General features: G+C 61.0%; 16 protein-coding genes. 8 read left to right on the top strand and 8 right to left on the bottom strand.

Annotated features, from left to right (window positions below; all coding sequences use genetic code 11):
- Positions 1-48: 48 nt before the first annotated feature.
- From NR126_RS04200 to NR126_RS04190, 3 genes are all read left to right on the top strand, one after another.
- Entirely contained in the window at positions 49-951 is a 903-nt protein-coding gene (locus NR126_RS04200; RefSeq protein WP_105753531.1) for a LysR family transcriptional regulator, read from the top strand.
- A gap of 130 nt (positions 952-1,081) precedes the next feature.
- The gene (locus NR126_RS04195; RefSeq protein ID WP_027616722.1) at positions 1,082-1,705 is read left to right on the top strand and encodes a glutathione S-transferase family protein; all 624 of its coding nucleotides are present in this window, start codon (positions 1,082-1,084) and stop codon (positions 1,703-1,705) included.
- Positions 1,706-1,736: 31 nt separating this feature from the next.
- Positions 1,737-3,767, top strand: coding sequence for a pyridoxamine 5'-phosphate oxidase family protein (locus tag NR126_RS04190; RefSeq protein WP_256829722.1), 2,031 nt, complete (start codon positions 1,737-1,739; stop codon positions 3,765-3,767).
- Between the two features lie 9 nt (positions 3,768-3,776).
- Here NR126_RS04190 and NR126_RS04185 read toward each other — a convergent pair whose 3' ends face one another.
- Genes NR126_RS04185 through NR126_RS04150 form a run of 8 tightly spaced genes read right to left on the bottom strand, consistent with a single transcriptional unit; the run spans position 3,777 to position 12,777 of the window.
- On the bottom strand, positions 3,777-4,907 hold the full coding sequence (locus NR126_RS04185) for a glycosyltransferase family 4 protein (protein WP_027616724.1): 1,131 nt from the start codon (positions 4,905-4,907) through the stop codon (positions 3,777-3,779).
- Positions 4,908-6,038, bottom strand: coding sequence for a glycosyltransferase family 1 protein (locus NR126_RS04180; RefSeq protein ID WP_256829721.1), 1,131 nt, complete (start codon positions 6,036-6,038; stop codon positions 4,908-4,910). It lies immediately after the preceding gene.
- Positions 6,022-7,398: a glycosyltransferase family 1 protein gene (locus NR126_RS04175; RefSeq protein WP_027616726.1), complete on the bottom strand. Its 1,377-nt coding sequence runs from the start codon at positions 7,396-7,398 to the stop codon at positions 6,022-6,024. The genes NR126_RS04180 and NR126_RS04175 overlap by 17 nt, the downstream gene beginning before the upstream one ends.
- Positions 7,395-8,651 (bottom strand): ABC transporter ATP-binding protein, encoded by a 1,257-nt coding sequence (locus NR126_RS04170; protein WP_256829720.1) that lies wholly within the window; start codon positions 8,649-8,651, stop codon positions 7,395-7,397. Before NR126_RS04170 ends, NR126_RS04175 begins: the two co-directional genes overlap by 4 nt.
- Positions 8,651-9,448 carry an ABC transporter permease gene (locus tag NR126_RS04165; protein ID WP_027616728.1) on the bottom strand — a complete coding sequence of 266 codons (798 nt, stop codon included), beginning with the start codon at positions 9,446-9,448 and terminating at the stop codon, positions 8,651-8,653. Before NR126_RS04165 ends, NR126_RS04170 begins: the two co-directional genes overlap by 1 nt.
- Positions 9,449-10,891, bottom strand: coding sequence for a mannose-1-phosphate guanylyltransferase/mannose-6-phosphate isomerase (locus NR126_RS04160; RefSeq protein ID WP_027616729.1), 1,443 nt, complete (start codon positions 10,889-10,891; stop codon positions 9,449-9,451).
- A 3-nt stretch (positions 10,892-10,894) separates the two neighbouring features.
- Positions 10,895-11,866, bottom strand: coding sequence for a GDP-mannose 4,6-dehydratase (gene gmd, locus NR126_RS04155; protein WP_027616730.1), 972 nt, complete (start codon positions 11,864-11,866; stop codon positions 10,895-10,897).
- The gene (locus NR126_RS04150; protein WP_027616731.1) at positions 11,863-12,777 is read right to left on the bottom strand and encodes a GDP-mannose 4,6-dehydratase; all 915 of its coding nucleotides are present in this window, start codon (positions 12,775-12,777) and stop codon (positions 11,863-11,865) included. The genes gmd and NR126_RS04150 overlap by 4 nt, the downstream gene beginning before the upstream one ends.
- A gap of 426 nt (positions 12,778-13,203) precedes the next feature.
- Between NR126_RS04150 and NR126_RS04145 the strand changes: the two genes are divergently transcribed.
- From NR126_RS04145 to NR126_RS04125, 5 genes are read left to right on the top strand one after another with little or no spacing between them, the layout of a single operon-like run.
- Entirely contained in the window at positions 13,204-14,790 is a 1,587-nt protein-coding gene (locus tag NR126_RS04145; RefSeq protein ID WP_256829719.1) for a glycosyltransferase, read from the top strand.
- Positions 14,784-16,067, top strand: coding sequence for a glycosyltransferase (locus NR126_RS04140; protein WP_256829718.1), 1,284 nt, complete (start codon positions 14,784-14,786; stop codon positions 16,065-16,067). The genes NR126_RS04145 and NR126_RS04140 overlap by 7 nt, the downstream gene beginning before the upstream one ends.
- Positions 16,064-16,930: a class I SAM-dependent methyltransferase gene (locus tag NR126_RS04135; RefSeq protein WP_027616734.1), complete on the top strand. Its 867-nt coding sequence runs from the start codon at positions 16,064-16,066 to the stop codon at positions 16,928-16,930. Before NR126_RS04140 ends, NR126_RS04135 begins: the two co-directional genes overlap by 4 nt.
- Positions 16,927-18,081, top strand: coding sequence for an acyltransferase (locus NR126_RS04130; protein ID WP_256829717.1), 1,155 nt, complete (start codon positions 16,927-16,929; stop codon positions 18,079-18,081). The genes NR126_RS04135 and NR126_RS04130 overlap by 4 nt, the downstream gene beginning before the upstream one ends.
- The gene (locus tag NR126_RS04125) at positions 18,075-18,923 is read left to right on the top strand and encodes a class I SAM-dependent methyltransferase (protein ID WP_256829716.1); all 849 of its coding nucleotides are present in this window, start codon (positions 18,075-18,077) and stop codon (positions 18,921-18,923) included. The genes NR126_RS04130 and NR126_RS04125 overlap by 7 nt, the downstream gene beginning before the upstream one ends.
- The last annotated feature ends 8 nt before the right edge of the window (positions 18,924-18,931 follow it).

The following is an 18,931-nucleotide window of genomic DNA, read 5'->3' as shown; positions in this document are numbered from 1 at the left end:
GTTACCTAGTGCTACAGCGCGGGTATCAAATTGTCCCCGAGGACCCCTATGGATCGGCTACAGGAAATGCAAGTCTTCACCACCGTTGCCCAGGAGCAGGGCTTCTCGGCGGCGGCGCGGCGGTTGGGATTGTCGGCGGCCAGCGTGACTCGGGCGGTGGCGGCGCTGGAGGTGCGTATCGGCACGCAGTTGCTGATTCGGACCACGCGCAATGTGCACCTGTCTGAGGCCGGGCAGCGATACCTGGAAGACTGCCGTCGGATTCTGGCGGACATTCAGGAAGCTGAAGCGTCGGCGGCGGGCAGTCACGCGCAACCTCGTGGGCAACTGACGGTCACCGCGCCGGTGCTGTTTGGCGACTTGTACGTCACGCCTGTGATGGTCGGTTTCCTTGAGCAGTATCCCGAGGTCAGCATCAATGCCTTGCTGGTCGACCGGGTGGTGAACATGGTCGAAGAGGGCGTTGATGTCGCGGTACGTATCGGCGATCTGCCGGACAGCAGCCAACACGCGGTGCTGGTGGGCCAGGTGCGACGAGTGGTCTGCGGCTCTGCGGCTTACCTGGAGCAGCATGGTCGGCCGACCCATCCCGAGGACCTGCAACGGGCACGGATCATTGCGACCTCCGCCGTAGGCCAGCAGCGTAGTTGGCCGTTCAGGGTCGCGGGCGAAACCTTGAATGTGCGTCTCGAACCGCGATTGGTGACGACCGCCAATCAGGCGGCGATCAGTGCCGCGAGCCTCGGATTAGGGCTGACCCGGGTGCTTTCATACCAGGTTGCGGGGAAGGTGGCGGCGGGTGAGTTGGAAATAGTCCTCGAAGACTTCGAACTTCCGCCCATGCCCATTCACGTGGTGTACCAGGGTGGACGCAAGGCGCCGGCGCGGGTTCGCAGTTTTGTCGACTACGCCGTCCACGCCTTACGCGAGCATCCATCGTTACGTAGCTGATGCGTTATTGCACTGGCTGAAATAATGGTTTGTCTTTTCTGGTGATTCTGTTGTTTTTCAACGCGGCGCAAGATGGCTCTCAACAGCGCGATCCAACCCGGAACCGCGCCAATCAGTCCCGGAGCCAATCATGCACGCCATCAAACTCTACAACTTCCCCCGTTCAGGACACGCCCACCGCGTGGAGCTGATGCTGTCGTTGCTGGAGCTGCCCACGGAGCTGATCTTCGTCGATCTGGCTAAGGGTGAGCACAAACAAGCGGATTTCCTGAAAATAAATTCCTTTGGCCAAGTGCCGGCAATTGATGATCAGGGCGTGGTGCTGGCCGACTCCAATGCGATCCTGGTGTACCTGGCACAAAAGTATGGCAACGGGCGGTGGCTGCCCAGCGACCCGCTCGGCGCGGCGCGAGTGCAGCGTTGGCTGTCGGTGGCTGCCGGACCGATTGCCTTCGGTCCGGCCGCTGCAAGACTCATTACGGTGTTCGGCGCAACGTTCAACGCCGATGAGGTTATCGCCCGTGCCCATGCCTTGCTCAAAGTGATGGATCAGGAACTGGTCAGCTCGAGCTACCTGGTCGATAACACACCGACCATCGCCGATGTCGCGGCTTACAGCTATATCGCCCACGCTCCGGAAGGCAATGTCTCGCTGGCCGACTATCCCCACGTGCGTGCCTGGTTGGCGCGGATCGAAGCGTTGCCCGGCTTCGTGCCCATGCCACGCACTGTGGCTGGTCTGCAAACCGCCTGAGATTGCGCCATGTGCGCAGGGGAGTGAGGTCATGGAGCTTTCACCGTGGCATGCCGGCGAGCAACAGTTGCAGGCTCGCGTTGGAGTAGCTGAGCGCATGGAGGCGTTTGGGCGCAAGGTCATCCGCAAGGAAATGCCGGATCAACACCGGCAGTTCTATAGCCAACTGCCGTTCATGCTGTTCGGCGCAGTTGATGCCCAGGGCAATCCCTGGGCCAGCATCCTCGAGGGCCCAGTCGGTTTTGCTCATTCCCCGGCGCCAGCGCTGTTGCAGCTCGACAGCCTGCCGGCGTCCGACGACCCGGCACAACTGCAAGCCGGTGCGGCGATCGGCATGCTCGGAATCGAACTCCACACCCGGCGCCGCAACCGCCTCAATGGTCGAGTGGGCGCACTCGATGATCAAGGCTTGAGTGTTGAAGTCGAGCAGGCTTTCGGCAATTGCCCGCAATACATCCAGCTGCGCCAGTTTGAGACGGTGCCTTTGGCTGATCCGGCGACGCGCAAGGCGCAGCACCTGGATGGGCTGGATGACGCTGCCAAAGCGGTGATTGAGTCAGCCGACACTTTTTTTATCGCCAGCTACGTGGATGTGGATAACGCTCGCTCGGTCGATGTTTCCCATCGTGGCGGTCAGGCGGGTTTCGTCAAAATCGAAGGTGATTGCCTGACAGTCCCCGATTTTGCCGGCAACCTGCACTTCAACACCTTGGGCAATCTGTTGCTAAACCCGCGTGCCGGCCTGCTGTTTATCGACTTCAAAACAGGCGACCTGCTGCAACTCACCGGCCGCACCGAGATTCTCCTTGAGGGGCCGTTGGTGGAGGCATTTCAGGGCGCCGAGCGGCTGTGGAAGCTGCATGTCGAGCAGGTAGTCCGGCGGCCTGCGGCGTTGGCGTTGCGCTGGCGCTTTGATGGGGTTTCCCCCAACAGTTTGCTGACCGGGACCTGGGAGCAGGCGGCGGCGCGTTTGCAAGCGCGGGCATTGGGTGATCGGTGGCGGCCCCTGCGGGTCAGCCGGATTGAGCGCGAGAGTCAGCATATTCGCTCGATCTACCTTGAAGCGGGGGATGATGCCGGCTTGCCGTTGTTCCAGGCGGGGCAGCATTTGCCGGTGCGTTTCACCCTTGATGACCAGGTGCACATCCGTACCTATAGCCTGTCGAGCGCGCCATCCGATGATTTCATGCGCATCAGCGTCAAGCGTGAGGGGCGGGTGTCGTCGCACTTGCATGAGCGAATCAAGGTCGGTGATGTGATCGAGGCGCGTGCGCCCCAAGGGCATTTCACTGTCGCTGCTGACGAGCGCCGGCCCTTGGTGTTGCTGGCCGCGGGCGTGGGAATTACGCCGTTGTTGTCGATGTTGCGCGAGGTGGTTTACCAAGGACAACGCACCCGCCACACCCGGCCGAGTTGGCTGCTGCAGAGTTCTCGCAGCCTTGCTGACCAGCCATTTCGCGCTGAGTTGGATCGCTTGCTGGAGAACGGCGACGGTACCGTGCAGGTGGTGCGCGTGCTCAGCCAACCGGAGCCGGAGGCGCAAGAGGGCGTGGACTTCGATCGGCGTGGGCGTATCGATCTGGCCTTGGTGCGGGAGGTGCTGCAGATCGAGGACTACGATCAAGCGGACTTCGTCCTCTGTGGCCCAGGCGGTTTTACTCAGGCCCTGTATGACGAGCTGCGTGATCTGGATGTGGACGATCAACGGATTCACGCCGAGACTTTCGGGCCCTCGACGTTGCGTCGCAGACCTGACCCACTGGCCCCGGTCATCGAGCAACCGGCCGCAGCCACTGAAGCGGTGACGGTGACCTTTCAAAACGCGCAGATCAACGCGCGGTGGCAGCCGGAGGCAGGCAGCTTGCTGGAACTGGCGGAGAGCCAGGGGCTGCGTCCGGAGTTCAGTTGTCGGGGAGGCTCTTGTGGCACTTGCCGGACGCGCCTGATAAGCGGACAGGTGAATTATCCACAGCCCCCGGCGGAGTTGCCGGGAGACGGAGAGGTGCTGATCTGCTGTGCGATTCCGGCCAAGGGCGAGCAGCCGCTGGTGCTGGAGTTGTAAGACTTCGCCTCAGGCAAACGACAGGGTTTTTTCCGCCAGTAATTCCTCATACAAGCGGGCCCACTGGCGGCCCATTTCCTCGGCGGTGAATAGCTGTCGGTAGCGAGCTTCGGCCTTGATGCCCATGGTGGCAGCTTGCACTGGGTTATCCCACAGAGTGCGCATGGCCTGACGGAAGGCCTGGGGATTACTTGGCGGCACCACCAGGCCGGTTTCGCCGTGGTTGTTGATGAAGCTGGTGCCAGTACCGATTTCGCTGGAGATCATCGGCTTGCCGTACATCGCGCCTTCCAGCAGTGAGATGCCGAAGGCTTCCGATCGCAGGTGCGACGGAAAGACCATGGCGTAGCTCAACTCCAGCACGGCGGCCTTGTCGGCGTCGTCGAGGCGCCCGACGAACTTGATGTTGCGCAAACCCAAGGCTGCAGCCTGGGCCTGCAACTCGCTTTCCAGCGGACCGGCACCGACGATCACCACCGGGTAGTCCACGTCCTTGAGCGCTTCGATGAGGATGTGCAGGCCCTTGTAGTAACGCATCACGCCAACGAATAGGAAGAACCGCTCGCCCAGGCGCTCACGCCATCGGGCCATGCGTTCGGGGTCGGATTTGGGGTAAGCCGATTTGTTCAGTCCATAGGGAATGACTCGGGTTTTTTGCGGAAATTGCTTGAGTACATCGCTGGTTTGCAGGTAGTTCGGCGATGCCGCGACGATCCGGTCAACGCTGGCGAGGAAGCGCGTCATCAAGGGTCGATAAAGGGTCAGCAAGTGCTTCTGGCGAATGATGTCCGAGTGGTACGTAACCACGCTGGGTTTGTTCATGCCGCTGAGAAAGTGCACCAGGTCCATGAACGGCCAGGGAAAGTGGTAGTTGACCACGTCAGCCTCAGCCGCCAGCTCACGAAATTGTTTGAGCACGCTGTAAGAAAAACCGGTGGAGGCGATCTGCACATCCAACTTGGCGCGATGAACCTGGTGCTGACCGAATGGAATCACTACCGGTACCGGGTTGGCACTCAGAGTCAGGACTTGGCTTTCTATCCCGTGCGCAACGCCGCTTTCGCACAGCTCGAACATCACCTGCTCGATGCCGCCCACGCTTTCCGACAGATAGGTTTTGAAGAAATGAAGGACGCGCATTCAACCTCCCAAAGCCTGGCGATAAGCGCGAGCGGTGAGCGTCGCGCAACGATTCCAGGAAAAAAGCCGCGCCTGTTGCAGCCCGGCTTCTCGGCATGCTTGCCAATGCGTTTGATCATCGACCAGCCGGCTCATGGCATCGCGCAAGCCGTTCAGGTCATGGGGTTCAATATAGTTGCCGGCAGCGCCCGCGACCTCCGGCATCGCCGAACGCCGGGTGACGACCACCGGCGTGCCGCTGGCCATGGCTTCCAGCACTGGAAGGCCGAAGCCTTCATACAACGAAGGAAATATCAGCGCTCGGGCACCGGCGATCAATTGAGCCACATGCTCGTCGGACAAATAGCCGAGCAGGCAGACCGTGCCTTCAAGCATGCGCTTGCGCAGTTCTTCATTGAGTTGTTCGGTCTTCCAGCCGGCCATTCCGACGATCAGCAAGGGAAATTGCTGGCGCATCGACTCCGGCAGAAGGGCATGGGCCCGCAACGCCTGCAGCAGATTTTTTCGCGGCTCCAGGGTGCCGACACAAAGGAAATAGCCACGGGGCTCGACGCCGTGGCTGAGCAGTACGCTGCGTAATTCATCGTCGGTACGCGGGTGGAAACGTGGCGCGGCGCCCAGCGGGGCGACGATGAAACGCTCCGGTCCCAGACCGAAATAGGCCTGCGCCTCGTCGGCAATGAACTGTGAGTCGGTGAGAATCAGACTGGCCTGCTTCACGCCCTGTTCCAGGCGCCGTTCGATTTCCTTCAGGCGCGCCGCCGGTTGGGTCGCGGGGTAGTGCACGTGGGTCAGGTCGTGCAGGGTGACGATGGTCGGGCCCTTGAACGCCAAGGGCCACAGGCTCGGTTCGTGGTACAGGTCGACCGTCTGTGGCCGGCCCTTGTCGAAGCGCCGTTGTTCCAGCCAGCGCCGGGCCTGATAGGCACCGGGAATCTGCCGTAGCACCGGGGTGATCCGCGAATAACCCGGCAGCGCGGCGGCTGGCAGCATCGGGCTCCAGCCCCAGCCGTGGAACAGCGACAACTCGACGTCGGATTCCTGGCTCAGAGCGTGAATCAGCTCTGTCAGGTAATGCCCGATACCGGTACGCGGGGCCTGGAGGATGCGCGCGTTAAGAGCAATCTGCATGCTGCTTCTCGACGCGCACCGCAGGCTTGTGCACATGGCTCATGACCCGCTCGATCAACTGCGCACTGGCCTCGCGCCAACCGAGCCAACGCCATTCGCTGACGTTGCGTTCTGCCGGGAAGCGACCGGTGGTCTCCATTTCGCTGATCAGATTCACCAGATTCTGCGGATCGTCCAGATCGAAGTACGCCATGAACGGCCCGCCGATCTCGCGGAATACCGGAATATCGCTGCCCATCGCCGGCAAGCCGCGTTGCATGGCCTCCACCAATGGCAGGCCGAATCCTTCGACATGCGAGGGAAACACCAGCGAAGTGGCGTTGGAGTAAGCGTGCTCCAGGCTGCGATCGCTGAGGTCGTTGAACATGAACAGGCGTTTATTGAGCTCGGGGTGTTTGCGGATGCGTTCGATCAGCGCATCGCATTTCCAGCCGATCCGTCCGGCAATACACAGCCGGGCCCGCGAACCATTGGCCCAGGCTATTTCGAAGGCATCGAGCAGGTAACTGTGGTTCTTGCGCGGCTCGATGGTGCTGACCATCAGGAACACCGGGTCCTTGCTTTTGAACATCTGCTTGAGCGCCGGATCCACCGGCGTTGAGTCGTCGCACAGATCCAGTTCGCTGCCGAGGTGGAAATAGTCGAACCAGCGTTGCGCCACCTGCGTCGGGCCCACTCGTCGGAGCATTTCATCGTGGACCTGATCGCGAATGGTTTCGGAGATCGCAACATAGCCGTCGGCGGTTTTCGTGATCCAGTCGAACCAGTCGCTGAATACGCGCACCAGACCGGCGTCGCAGAACTGAGGATGAGTCAGCGGAATCAAGTCATAGACGACCGAAACGATGCCCACCCCATCACGCTTGAGTTGTTCGGCCAGGGGAAAAAAATTGGTTTGCCAGGACGAGTCCAGCAGCACCAGTTGATCACCCGCCTGATGTTGCAAAGGTTTGCAGCGAGTAGGGATTTCCTGGCGCTTTAGGCAGAAATTGAGCAGGCGAATCGGCACGCTCAAGGCGCCGAACACGGCGAGCCGGCAACCCACGTATAGCACCCGTCGGGCGAAATTCGATTGGCAAAATGGCCGGCGTCGCTCCAGCTTACGGTGCAGCAGCCAGAATTTGCTGGCGATTTGCTCCAGGCGTACGCGCAGGCCCATCAGGTCGAGCTTGGGCACCGCCAGCGGGGCGAGGCTGGTCACTTCATACAACGCGTCGTTGAGCATCACTACCGGAATGCACTGCAATGAAGGGTCTTTTTTTGGCAACTCGCGGATGACGTTTCGCACCACGCGCTGGATGCCCGAATTGGCCTCCGGGTATTCGAACACATAGGTGCATTCAACCAGCAAACGCGTCATGAAGTTGTCTCCGGATTCACGGGTGTAATGGATGAGCGGCTGATGCTGGTCTGGGCTTCCAGCCAGGAACAGCCGACGAAATCTTCCTGACGGTTATTGATGACGTGAAACACCAGGCCGTAGTCGCGCCATTCGAAATTGCGGTCCAGGTGCGAATCCAGGCGCGACAGGCTCAAGGCCACCGAGTAATTGCCCTTGCCCAGGCGCATGGGGAAGGCGAAGCGGTAGGTCACGCGTTCGCCGGCCTGCAGGTCGGTCAGGGCCTGGTCCAGGCGATGGGTGTTGATCCCGTACATGGCCTGGCCCAGGCGGTCCTTGATCAGGAAGCCGAGGACCAGGCGCTCGATGTCCTGGCGCACATCGACCTGCACTTCCAGCACCATCGGCTGGCCGACTTCGGCAACCTCCATCGAACGCTGGCGTTGGTCCAGCAGGCGCACGCTGTGGATGGTCGCCTCGCCGGTGCCGGAAATGGTTTGCACCTGGCCGTTGGCGAGCATTTCCTGGCGCACGATCTGCCCTTCGCGTTCGGCGAGCATGGCGTTGTAGTAGTCCATCACCTCTTCTGGTTTGCCGTGCATGGCCATGCGGCCTTTTTCCAGGAGGATCGCGGTGTCGCAGATCGACTGAATCGCCGAGCGATCATGGGACACGATCAGCAGGGTGGTGCCGTCACGGCGGAAGCTGCGGATGCGCTCGAAACTCTTGTGCTGGAAGTAGGCATCACCCACCGACAGGGCTTCATCGACGATCAGAATGTCGGGCCGGCGCGCGGTGGCGACGCTGAACGCCAGGCGCATCTGCATGCCGCTGGAGTAGGTGCGCACCGGATGATCGATGGCTGCACCGATTTCGGCGAAGCCTTCGATCTCTGGCATCAGTGCATCGATTTCCTCGACCTGCATGCCCAGCAACTGGCCGGCCATGAACACGTTCTGGCGGCCGGTGAAGTCCGGGTGAAAGCCCATGCCCAGTTCAAGCAGCGCGGCGACCCGCCCTTGCAGGTGAATCTGCCCGCAGGTGGGTTGGGTGGTGCCGGTGATCATTTTCAGCAACGTGCTTTTGCCGGCGCCGTTGACCCCGACAATCCCCACTGCTTCACCGGCCGGGATTTCAAAGTCGACACCCTGCAGCACCCAATGTTGTTGATGACGAACCCGGGAGAAAGGCACCAGCCATTCCAGCAGGCGGCTCCAGCGATTGGGGTACTGTTTGTAGGCCTTGCCCAGGCCACTGACTCGTATGTGTCCCATTAGAGCTCATCCACCATTTCACCAACGCGCTGGCGGAAAAGCCGCAGCCCCATCAAACAGAGCAACAGGCCGACCACCAGCAGTGGCGTCAGCGAACTCCAGTCCGGCCATTGGTTATAGAGGAATACGTTCTGGTAGCTGTGCATCAAGGCGGTCAGCGGATTGAGTGCAAGCACGCGCTGGATGTCTTCCGGCAGGATCGACATCGGGTAAACGATGGGCGTCAGCCAAAACCAGAACTGCAGGAGGATCCCGAAGAATTGCCCGACGTCGCGGAAAAACACGTTGAGCACACCCAAAATCATCCCCAGTCCCGCCGAGAACATCACCTGCAACGCCAGCAGCGGCACCAGCGCCAGCAACGCCATGCCGGGCAGGCGGCCACTGATCAGCAGGAAGCCGATGAACAGGGCGAGGATGATCGCAAAGTTGATCCCGGCGTTGAGTAGCACGATCACCGGCAGGCAGATTCGCGGGAAGCTGATTTTCTTCAGCAGGTTGGCGTTTTCCAGGAACATGCTCTGGCTGCGCAGGGTGATCTCCGAGAACAGACCCCAGGTCAGCAGGCCTGCGCACAGGTACACGCTATAGGCCAACCCGTCATCCACCCCCGGCAGGCGGGCCCGCATGATCTGCGAGAAGATCACCGTATAGACGACGATCATCGACAGCGGGTTGAGCACGGTCCAGAGCGCGCCGAACAACGAATTGCGATACCGCGATTGAAACTCCCGCTTGACGCTACCGAGGATGAAGCCACGATAACTGCGCATCGAGCGGTACAGGTTAAGCAGCATTCAGACCGTCCTTCCGTACTGATCTTCGAAGCGGACAATATCGTCCTCTCCCAGATACTCACCGCTTTGCACTTCAATGATGACCAGGTCGATCACTCCTGGGTTTTCCAGGCGATGCTTGTGCCCGGCCGCGATGAACGTCGACTCGTTCTTGGCGACCAGATGTGTGCCCGAACCATTGTTGGTGACCTTGGCCATGCCCTCGACCACCACCCAATGTTCGTTGCGATGATGGTGCATTTGCAGGGACAGCTTGGCGCCGGGCTTGACCACGATGCGCTTGATCTTGAAGCGCGGCCCTTCCTCGAGCACGGTGTAGGTGCCCCACGGACGGCAGACGGTCCGGTGCAGCCGATAGCTCTCGTGGTCGTTGTCCTTGAGCTGCTTGACCACCTTGCGCACGTCTTGTGCGCGGTCGGCATGGGCGATCAGCACGGCGTCGGCGGTGTCGATGACGATCAGGTTATCCACACCCACGGTCGCGACCATGCGCCCGTCGCTTTGCACGTAGTTGTCGCGACTGTCGATAAACAGCGCTTCGCCGCTGGCGCGGTTGTTCTGTGCGTCGGCTGGCAGCAGGGCGCTGACTGCACCCCAGGAACCGATGTCGCTCCAGTCGAATCCGGCCGGAATCACCACGACTTTTTCCGAGCGCTCCATCAAGGCGTAGTCGATGGAAATGTCGGTCATTTGCGCGAAGTGCGCGGTTGACAGTTCCTGTTGCAGGCAGCCACCGGTTTCCACCACGGCGCTGGCCCCCAGGCAACAGTCCGCCTGCTCCAGCAGCTCCGGGGCATGGATCTTCAGTTCTGCCAGTAAGGTGCTGATGGCGAAGCAGAACATTCCCGAATTCCACAGGAACGCCTGGCTTTCGACGTAGTGGGTCGCGGTTTGCAGATCGGGTTTTTCGACAAAGCGTGCGACCCGGGATGCGCCTTGCTCATCCAGTTGCTCACCACGCTCGATGTAGCCGAAGCCAGTCTCCGGCGCGGTGGGAATGATGCCGAAAGTCACCAGGTGTCCGGACTCGGCCAGCTTCACCGCGTGTTTCACCGCTGCACGGAACGCCTCTTCGTTGCGGATCAGGTGATCGGCCGGCATCACCACCATGATCGCGTCGTCGCCGTGCAGCGCTTGCAGCGAGAGCGCTGCGGCAGCAATTGCTGGCGCGGTGTTGCGGCCGGTCGGCTCGAGGATGAAGTGCCCGCGATGATGACCCAGGTGAGCCTGCTGGTAGTGATCCTTGCTCTGGAAGTAGTAGTCGCGATTGGTCACGGTAACGATGTCGCCGTGACTGCCCAGCAGCGAAGCGGCCCGCCGGTAAGTCTTGCCCAGCAGCGTCTCGCCATCGGGCAGCATCATGAACGGCTTGGGATGGCCTTCACGCGAAACCGGCCAGAGCCGTGTACCGGCACCGCCAGAAAGAATCACAGGTATCAGCATGGCCTACTCCTTGGCGACTCGTTTCATGTCCGCATCCATCATCATGCGGATCAGGGTCTGCAGATCGGTTTTCGGTTTCCAGCCCAGCAGTCGCTGTGCCTTGGCCGGATTGCCCAGCAGTACGTCGACTTCAGCCGGGCGGAAGAACGCCGGGTCGATCTTCACGTAATCACGATAGTCGAGGCCGACATGGTCGAAGGCGATCTGGCACATCTCGCGCACCGTGGTGGTGACGCCGGTGGCGACCACGAAATCGTCGGCCTTGTCCTGTTGCAGCATCAGCCACATGGCTTCGACGTAGTCACCGGCAAAGCCCCAGTCCCGCTTGGCGTCGATGTTGCCCAGGCGTAGCTCCTGTTGTTTGCCCTGTTTGATCCGGGCAGCGGCGTCGGTGACCTTGCGGGTCACGAACTCGATACCGCGCAGCGGTGACTCGTGATTGAAGAGGATGCCGCTGCTGGCGTGGAGGTTGAAGCTTTCACGGTAGTTGACGGTGATCCAGTGACCATAAAGCTTGGCCACGCCGTACGGACTGCGCGGGTAGAACGGGGTGTTCTCGTCCTGTTGCGCGGCCTGGATCAGGCCGAACATTTCGCTGGTCGAGGCCTGATAAAAGCGGGTGTGCGGACTGAACTGGCGGATTGCTTCGAGCAGGTGGGTCACGCCCAAGCCGTCGACAATGCCCGTGGTCACCGGCTGATCCCAGGACGCCGCGACAAAGCTCTGCGCCGCCAGGTTATATACCTCGTCGGGCGCGGCCTTGATCACCGCACGCTGCACTGAACAGGCGTCGGCCATGTCACCGTCAAGGTAGTGAATGGCACTTTCGACGCCCATTTCCCGCAGGCGCCAGCGCGAATCGCTGCTGCGCCGCGCAACCAGGCCGTAGACTTCATAACCCTTATCGAGCAACAGCTTGGCCAGATACGCGCCGTCCTGGCCAGTGATCCCCGTGATCAATGCACTTTTAGTCATTCTTGTCTTACCCGTGACTCCCAGTCGGACAGGATCGCCCGCAGAGATTGTTGTGTTGTCAGTTCTGGCGTCCATCCTGTGGCCTGCTGCAGCCTGGCATGGCTGCCGCAGACGCGACGCTGCTCTGCACGGCGCATGCGTGCAGGGTCTTGAATCAGTTGAACCTCGACCTGGGCCAGGTCGGCCAGTTGCTCGATCAGCCCACGCACGCTCTGCTCGACACCGGAGCAAATGTTGTAGACCTGGCCCGGTTCACCCTTGGCGAGCAGGGCCAGGTAGGCCGAGACCACATCGCCCACATCGAGAAAATCGCGAGTGACGTCGATATCGCCCACTTGCAACTCAGGCGCTTGCAGGCCCTGGCGGATTCGGCAGATCTGCCGGGCGGCGCTGGCGACGACAAAGCTGTCAGCCTGACCGGCGCCGATATGGTTGAACGGGCGAGCGACCAGCACCGGCCAGCCTTCGGTCATGCCCCACTGCAGGCTCAGCAGTTCGGCCGACAGTTTGCTAACGGCGTAAGGGTTACGCGGGCAGGGCGCTTGTCGCTCGTCGATGGGCAAGGCTTCTTCGCCAACCTGGCCATAGACGTCGCCGGAACTGACATACAGGAAAGTGCCCTGGAAGCCACGTCCCTTGAGCGCCTGCAATAGATTCAGGGTGCCCAGCAGATTGACCTGAAAGGTATTGGCCGGGTCGCGGAAGGCTTCGGGGATGAAGGTCTGGCCGGCGAGATGAATCACCGCGTCGGGCAATTGCGGCCACAGGCCTTCAAGGCTTTGTGGTTCGCGCAGGTCATAGCCTGCGGCAGCTGGCAGCAACTCCCATTGCGAGTCGGCGGCGTTCAGGCGCGTCTGGAGATGTCGGCCGACAAATCCATTCAGGCCCGTAACGAACAGACGCTTTTTCACGCAGCGGTCCCCTTGGTCGGTCAACTCTGTCATCACCAGAATTCCTGGTTGCTATTCCGAATAGCCCTACAAATCCATTAGGAATTTCTGGTAAGCAAAGTTGTTGTTGTAGTTGTTTGCCCGTCAATCTGTGCCAATTGCGCGGTAATTTCAACAGGTCTCATCGTGACTGATAAGTTCTCATTGGGACGATCGTATTAATTCGCCTGCGGTGTTCACGAACCCCCAACGGATGTGTTTAGAATGCCTCTCAGCACCATTGCCCAGCGATCAGCTCAGGGGTCTTTCGACGCTTGGAACTGACCAAAAAAACAAGAACGTAGACGGGCATGCAGACGCTGACGAACTCCGCAAGTGCGGGTCGAGCCGTGGCTGTGCCGTCATCAGAGTGAGGTTGCCCAAGGGGCGCCCTCATCGTGGGATGCCATGAATTTCATTCTTTACTCGGATGTGAACGACCGCTCGATCAGCCAGAGTCTCGGCCGTCCTGAATACAGCTACTACTTCGTGCTCAAGGCTTATCGTCCGGTTCTTGAGAGTCTTGGCCGGGTGCATGTGGTGGACTCGGTCGGCGAGGTCGATCCGCTGTTTCGGCGTCTTGCCGCCGAAGGTGAAGAAGCTCTGTTCGTGTCGTTCGCGCCACCCCACAAGACTCCCTGCGACCTGAGCTGCCCGACGCTCTGCGTAGTGGCCTGGGAGTTTGACTCGATCCCCACCGAACACTGGGACAACGACTTTCAGCAGGACTGGAGTCGCACCCTGGCGCGCCATGGCCGTGTGATCACCCTGTCAACGCATACCGCGCAAGCCGTGCGCCGGGCGTTGGGTGAGGACTTTCCGGTGCTGGTGCTGCCAACACCGCTGTGGGAGCGATTCGCCGAGATTCGTGAGCAGTTTCCGAGTACCCCGGTCAATCCGGGCGCCACTCTGCAGATCCAGGGTTGCATTATCGACAGCCGGGGCTTGGGGTTGTCCGCTGACGGCCTGATCGCGCCCATTATCCCTGAGCCAGAACCAGAGCCGGAACCGGAACCGGAACCGATTCCCGAACCCGAACCGCTCGTTGTCGTCGAGGCGCCGTCACTGACCTGGCGGCGCCGGCTGTTCATCGCCAAGCATTACCTGCGGCAGACCTACATCGAAGGCTTTAGCGACCTGCTGCCGGACAGCCTGCGGGCACGGTTGCGTGGCAACCGCCCGGTAGAAGCAGTAGCAGAGCCGGAGCCGATGGTCGAGGTGGAGCCGGAGGTGGAGGAGGTGATCGTCATCGAAGCGCCGGTCGAGGAGATGCACCCACAAGCGCAGTTTCCCGCGACCGATGCAGTGGTCGAAACCCAGGTCGATGGCGTGATCTACGTCAGCGTGTTCAACCCCGATGACGGGCGCAAGAACTGGCACCAGTTGATCACCGCGTTCTGCTGGGCGATGCGTGATGTCGAGGACGCGACCCTGGTGTTGAAAATGACCCAGAAGGACCTGTCCACCTATTACGTGCACATGCTCACGCTGTTGTCGCAACTCTCGCCCTTCAGTTGCCGCGTGGTAGTCATGCATGGCTATCTGGACGATCAACAGTTTTCCCGGCTGTACGGCGCCGCCAGTTTCTATGTCAACGCTTCGCGCTGCGAAGGTCTGTGCCTGCCGTTGATGGAGTTCATGGCGTGCGCCAAACCGGTGATCGCCCCTCGGCACACGGCGATGCTGGATTACATCGACGACAGCGTCGCGTTCATCGTCGACTCCAGTCAGCAACCTGCGATATGGCCGCAGGACTCGCGGATTCTGTATCGCACGGTTTCCCATCGCCCGGATTGGGGGTCGTTGAAAAATGCTTATCTGGCCAGCTACCAAATGGCAAAAGAGCAGCCCGAGCGCTACCAGGTGATGGCGCTGGCGGCTAACGAACGCATGCGTGAGTACTGCAATTTCGCTGGGGTACAGCAGCGCCTTGGCGATTTTCTCGACGATGTGCCGCAGGTGCAGGTCGCTGTGACGGGGGCCGCATCATGCTGATCATCATTCATTCGGAAACCAACAAAAGTAACATCGAGCAGAACCTCGGTCGGCCCGAGTACAGCTATTACTTTGTGCTCAAAGAGTTCCGCCCGGTGCTGGAGCGCATCGGCCAGGTGATCGAGGTGAGCGACCCGGACGAACTGGTCGATCGCCTGTATTTCGATTGCCGCAGCCGCGGCGAAGACTGTGTGTTCCTGTCGTTCTCGCCGCCTCATCGCACGCCGATCCACTACGCCTGTCCTACCATTCCGGTTTTCGCCTGGGAGTTCAGCACCATTCCCACCGATACCTGGCACGGCGAACCCCGCCACGACTGGCGCGTGGTGCTGGAGGCCGCCGGTGCCGCTATCACCCATTCCAGCTTCACCGTACAGGCCGTGCGTGATGCCATGGGCCCGGCCTATCCCGTCAGTGCCATTCCGGCGCCGGTCTGGGATCGCTTTGCCCATCGCGGCCAGGCTCTGGGGCAATCTGCGCTGGCGCAACGGGTGACGCTCAACCTGCGTGGCCTGTTGCTCGACAGTCGTACCCTCGACTTGCGCCCCTATGGTCCGCCTGCGTTGCGCGAGGGCGAGCCGGTGTCTTTCGACAGGCCGGTGGGGGATTGCCAGGTCGAACTGGACGGAGTGATCTACACCTCGGTGTTCAATCCCTACGATGGCCGCAAGAATTGGCAGGACATGCTCAGTGCGTTCTGCACGACCTTCCGCGATACGGCAGATGCCACGCTGGTGTTGAAACTGACCCACCATGACATCTCTGATGCGTTGAACGACATGCTCCACCACCTGTACAAGAATCAGTCGTTCCGCTGCCGTGTGGTACTGATCCACGGCTTCCTGGCCGACGCGGATTATGAGCGCCTGGTGGAGGCCACCAGTTTTGTGGTCAACAGTTCGTTCGGCGAGGGCCAGTGCCTGCCGCTGATGGAGTTCATGTCCTGCGGCAAGCCGGCTGTTGCACCGTTCAACACGGCGATGGCGGACTATATCGACGCCGATAACGCCTTCATCGTCGACTCCACTGACGAACTCACCGCCTGGCCCCACGACCCGCGCGCGGCTTACCGCACGCTGCGTTATGTGACCAATTGGGACTCGTTGTGCTCGGCGTATCAAGCCAGCTACGCCGTAGCCAAACACGATCAGGTGCGTTATGCGCGCATGGCCGCCCATGCCGTCAACCGGCTGCAAGGGTTCTGCAGCCAGGCGGTCGCCGAGCAGCGACTGCGCATGTTCCTTGCGGACGTGGCGGCACAGGCGAAAACGGTGTGATCGGGCGCCTGCTCGATTGGCTGCGCCCTGCGCCTGCACCGGTGGTGGAACCTGAAACTGCGGTGTCGCCGCGTGATTGCGGCTTCACCGATGCGGTGCTCGATGGCTGGTTTCTCGGTGCCAGCGGCGAGTTGCTCAAGGGCTTTGCCATCAGCGCCGACGATACGCTGCTGGATGTCGGCTGCGGCGAAGGGGCGGCGACCTTGTTTGCCGTGCGCCAGGGCGCGTCGGTAATTTTTACCGACAGCGAACAGGATAAGGTCCGCGACCTCGCTCGATTGGTCGAGGCACAGAGTCAGGCTCCGTCCCTGGGCCTGGTCAGCAATAGCCTGCCGTTACCCCTGGCAGATGGCTGCGCGAGCAAAGTGGTGTGCATGGAGGTGCTGGAGCACGTCGACGAACCCGAGCGGTTCATGGCCGAGCTGGTGCGCATGGGGCGCCCGGGCGCCCAGTATTTGCTCAGCGTGCCGGCACCGGTGGGTGAACACCTGCAGCAGGGGATAGCCCCGGCCGGTTATTTCCAGGCACCGAACCATGTGCAGATTTTCTCCCACGAACGTTTCGGCGCATTGGTCGAAGACGCCGGGCTGATCATCGAGCACCGCCAGGCCACCGGCTTTTTCTGGGTCATGGGCATGATCTTCTTCTGGGCCAGCGAACGCGCGGCTGGCAAGGACATGGGCGGGGCGGTGCGTGACCGGATCCAGGCACCGTACCCGCCGCTGATGGAAGGCTGGGCGCGTACCTGGCGTGACCTGCTGATGCAACCCGACGGGCTGGCGATCAAGCGGGTGCTGGATCAGTTCATGCCCAAGAGCCAGGTGATCATTGCCCGCAAACCGAAAGCCGAGGACCAGGCATGAGCAACACGCGGATCATGGACATCGAACTGTTGCGCGGTATCGCCGTGCTCGGGGTGCTGTTTCATCATTTGCAAGGCAGTTTGTTTGCCACGCCGGTGCCACTGTTGGATGCGATCCATGCGCTTGGGCAACCCTGGTGGGGCGTCGATCTGTTCTTCGCGATCTCCGGTTTTGTCATTGCCCGCAGCCTGATTCCCGCCTTGCAAGGCTGCACCACGCGTCAGGAGTACTGGCAGCAGACACGCAATTTCTGGCTGCGCCGCGCCTTTCGCCTGTTGCCATCGGCCTGGCTGTGGTTGGCGCTGATGCTGCTGGCCTGCCTGTTTCTCAACCGCTCCGGCGCCTTTGGCAGCGTGAGCGCCAACCTGCAGGCGACGCTGGCCGGGGTGTTGCAATACGCCAACTTTCGTTTCGCCGACAGTTTCTTCCACTACGAATATGGCATCAGTTTTGTGTACTGGAGCCTGTCGCTGGAGGAGCAGTTCTATCTGTTATTCCCGCTGCTGATCCTGCTGTGCCGCAAGTACCTGGTGTGGGCGCTGCTAGCGCTGGTGGCGGTGCAACTGTTGACCCTGCGCACACCGATCCTGATGGTGATCCGCACCGACGCCCTGGCGCTCGGCGTATTGCTTGCGATGTGGAGTGCGCAGTCGAGTTACTGGCGTTGGGAGCCGACTTTTCTACGTCGGTCTTGGGCGGGGGTATCGCTGTTGCTGGCGATCGCGTTGCTCATGAGCTTCCTGGCGACCGATCGTTTTACCTTCACGAATTACCGCATCGGTGCCATTGCTGTGCTCAGTGCGGTGCCGGTCTGGCTGGCGTCCTACAACCGCGATTACCTGATGCCGACGGGCTTGTTCAAGACCCTGATGACCTGGATCGGCAGCCGCTCCTACGGCATTTACCTGATTCACATCCCGGCCTACTCGCTGGTGCGGGAGCTGACCTTTCATCTTCAGGCGGCCTCGCTGCCGAGCCCGGCCGGGCATCCCGTCGTCACGCTGGTGCTGGCATTCGGGCTGATCGTGCTGTTGAGCGAGCTGAACTATCGCTTGATCGAAATGCCCATGCGTAATCGCGGCGCGGCGCTGGTGAAACGCTTGAGTGCGTCCCGCAACCCCCTGCCATCACCTGGAGTTACCTCATGCTGAGCCTGCTGAAGAAGCTGACCGCGGGCGCTGCTGCCCCTGCACCTGTGCAACCTGAGGCTGCGCCGGTCAGCGCACCCATGAATAAAGTCGATCCTTACATGCTGGGCTTGCGCGATGCGGTGCTCAGTGGCTGGTTCAACCAGCAGACCGGCGAACTGTTTACCGGTTTCCCGGTGACCGCTGACGACACGCTGCTGGATGTCGGCTGCGGCGACGGTGGCAATGTGCATTTTTGTGCCACCCGTGGCGCGCACATCATCATTGCTGATATTGACGCGGCCAAGGTCGAAGCCACTCGCCAGCGCCTGGGCGATACCATTGCGCAAAGCGTCGAATGCCATGTCACCGATTGCGCGCCGCTACCGATTGCCGACGCAACGGCGACCCGCGTGGTGTCCACCGAAGTTATCGAACACGTCGACGACCCGGCGCAGTTCCTCTGCGAACTGGTGCGCGTCGGCAAACCCGGTGCGTTGTATCTGCTGAGCGTGCCGCACCCGAGTTCCGAAGACCTGCAAAAGGGCATCGCGGCCGACGAGTATTTCCAGAAGCCCAACCATATCCGCATCATCAGCGAGGCGCAGTTCAAGCAGATGGTCGGCGATGCCGGGTTGGAAGTGATCAGTCATAGCCAATACGGCTTTTACTGGTCGCTGTGGATGCTGTTGTTCTGGGAAGCCAAGGTCGAGTTCAGCAATCCCGATCACCCGTTACTCAATCACTGGGCCGAGACCTGGAATGCAGTACTGGAATCACCGCGCGGGGCGCAGATCAAACAGGCGCTGGATGGGGTGGTGGCGAAAAGTCAGGTGATCATTGCCCGCAAGCCGGAGGCTGCGTAGGCTGGCGT

It is taken from the genome of Pseudomonas sp. Pse1, assembly GCF_024519635.1.
Classification (GTDB): domain Bacteria; phylum Pseudomonadota; class Gammaproteobacteria; order Pseudomonadales; family Pseudomonadaceae; genus Aquipseudomonas.
The sequence above is the reverse complement of the archived record's forward strand: the minus strand, read 5'-3'. Positions and strand labels throughout refer to the sequence as shown.